Raw genomic sequence first — 1,704 nt, 5'->3', positions numbered from 1 at the left:
CTGTATTTTATCTTACTGTTATATTACTTTCACTTATAGATTCGGCATAATACGGTAATTTAATTTTTCATTATAATTAGTCGCAAGTTAACCAGTTACTGACAGTGTCTATTTGATTAGTTGATAGAACACCTTGCGATAATCGAATGTGTTTTTTTACTCTGATTGGTAAAGACAAAGCCCCCATAAATAACCAATGGGATTCAACTCTGAGATTATATTACTGGGTTTATTTTCTGAGAAAATGCAATGAGAAACATAATGTTGATTGAAAATTGGAACATTGTTGGCTCATGATTATTACGGCCGCAACTCTAGCAAGAGTTCATTTTCATTACCATAATACATATGAATCGCGCCATGATAGGGGGGCAAGATATGACTCTTGATTTTTCGTAGGGGACTTTAGGTATTTCATGTCAAAAAAAATTAGCTCTGCGGCAGTGGCTTTATCCAGATTACACTTTTCCAACGCTAGATATAGACGGGAAAAATAATCTGGATAATCACCCCAACGCTCAACATCGAATGGTGGCGCGTCGCTTCTTTCAAAAATAGAGCGAGGAATAAACTCGAAATGATAGCTATTTTGGTTCGATAAGTTCGCGCTGAAACAGGATAACATCAACTGGGACAGGCTGATTAGCTAAAGGGGTTTTCGCCAAAGCGGCACGAGTCTTTTGACGGAATAAATCATTTTTTGTCTCCAATTCAGTGTGATTTTGAGCTTGTTTAGTTATGACAAAAGCTAAATTTTCAACCTGACTTTTTAGTTGTAAAAACCGGTTGTTTAATAAGCCATTTTGCATTTTCAATTGCTTATTATCTTGTTGAATTTGGTTATAAGCTCGTTGTTGATAGCGTATCCATAATACACAAACAAGTAGTATGACTAGAAATAGTCCGATACTATACATTTTTGAAATAGGTAATATCATGGGTAGCTCTTTCGTGAGAGTTCAAAATGTGGGCCATCCTTTAACGTCTTCCAATCGCCCCCCCATACTATGAGAATATTTAATTTTTCTGCGGAAATTTTCATTGCGTCTGCAACTACTTTAAATGCACTCCAGTTATCCCATGGAATAGATTGATTTATCCATGGGGCAAGATCTACAGCATGCCCAGTTAAATGACGACTATTTAACGTTTGGCTTTTATCGGTTAGTACCATTTGGCGTTGACGTGAAATATCACGGACGCCTTCAATGACACAAAAATCTATATCTGTAATCTCAAGCGCCAAATACACAATGTTAATAAGATGGGGATGAACGCCTCGTAAATTACTCTTACTGATGTGGCTAAGAATAAAGTTACTCATTTTACCTCCCTGAAGGATTGAAGAAACGACGCCATATATAGCTCAGAGCTGTGCTGCCCATTGCACCAAACAATCCAGAAAATATGAATGTCATGTAATAGCTAGCACCGCTTTCAAAGCTCAATAATCCACCTAATAAACCGGTGAAACTCGATATTATTACTTGGCTAATTACAGCCATCCAACTCCATTTACAACGGGTTCCTTGTTTATCTATTAGATATCTCACCACCCCTCCCCAGGCAGATAGGACACCGATGATTATCCACGTAATAACTTGTGTTTCTGCTGGGGGCTTTAGTGACATGATGTATCTCCATTTATTAGCCATATTCAATGGCTGATTTCGAATATCTGTTCATTATATTTCACCATAAAAA

General features: G+C 37.2%; 3 protein-coding genes. All 3 read right to left on the bottom strand.

The window, feature by feature from the left end; all coding sequences use genetic code 11:
- Positions 1-584: 584 nt before the first annotated feature.
- From V1952_RS21680 to V1952_RS21670, 3 genes are read right to left on the bottom strand one after another with little or no spacing between them, the layout of a single operon-like run.
- A complete protein-coding gene (locus V1952_RS21680) occupies positions 585-938 on the bottom strand; it encodes a hypothetical protein (RefSeq protein WP_420075533.1) in 354 nt (117 codons plus the stop codon).
- Positions 935-1,324: a M15 family metallopeptidase gene (locus V1952_RS21675; RefSeq protein WP_372558276.1), complete on the bottom strand. Its 390-nt coding sequence runs from the start codon at positions 1,322-1,324 to the stop codon at positions 935-937. Before V1952_RS21675 ends, V1952_RS21680 begins: the two co-directional genes overlap by 4 nt.
- A 1-nt stretch (position 1,325) precedes the next feature.
- A complete protein-coding gene (locus tag V1952_RS21670; protein ID WP_372558277.1) occupies positions 1,326-1,631 on the bottom strand; it encodes a phage holin family protein in 306 nt (101 codons plus the stop codon).
- Positions 1,632-1,704 lie beyond the last annotated feature (73 nt).

The sequence above is a fragment of the Yersinia sp. 2542 StPb PI genome (genome assembly GCF_048593855.1).
In the GTDB taxonomy this organism is placed as follows: domain Bacteria; phylum Pseudomonadota; class Gammaproteobacteria; order Enterobacterales; family Enterobacteriaceae; genus Yersinia; species Yersinia enterocolitica_E.
Note: the sequence above shows the minus strand (reverse complement) of the source record. Positions and strands in the feature narration are given on the sequence as shown.

Coding starts and splice junctions, on each gene's coding strand:
- V1952_RS21680 (WP_420075533.1), bottom strand. CDS start 938: ATGATATTACCTATTTCAAAAATGTATAGTATCGGACTATTTCTAGTC.
- V1952_RS21675 (WP_372558276.1), bottom strand. CDS start 1,324: ATGAGTAACTTTATTCTTAGCCACATCAGTAAGAGTAATTTACGAGGC.
- V1952_RS21670 (WP_372558277.1), bottom strand. CDS start 1,631: ATGTCACTAAAGCCCCCAGCAGAAACACAAGTTATTACGTGGATAATC.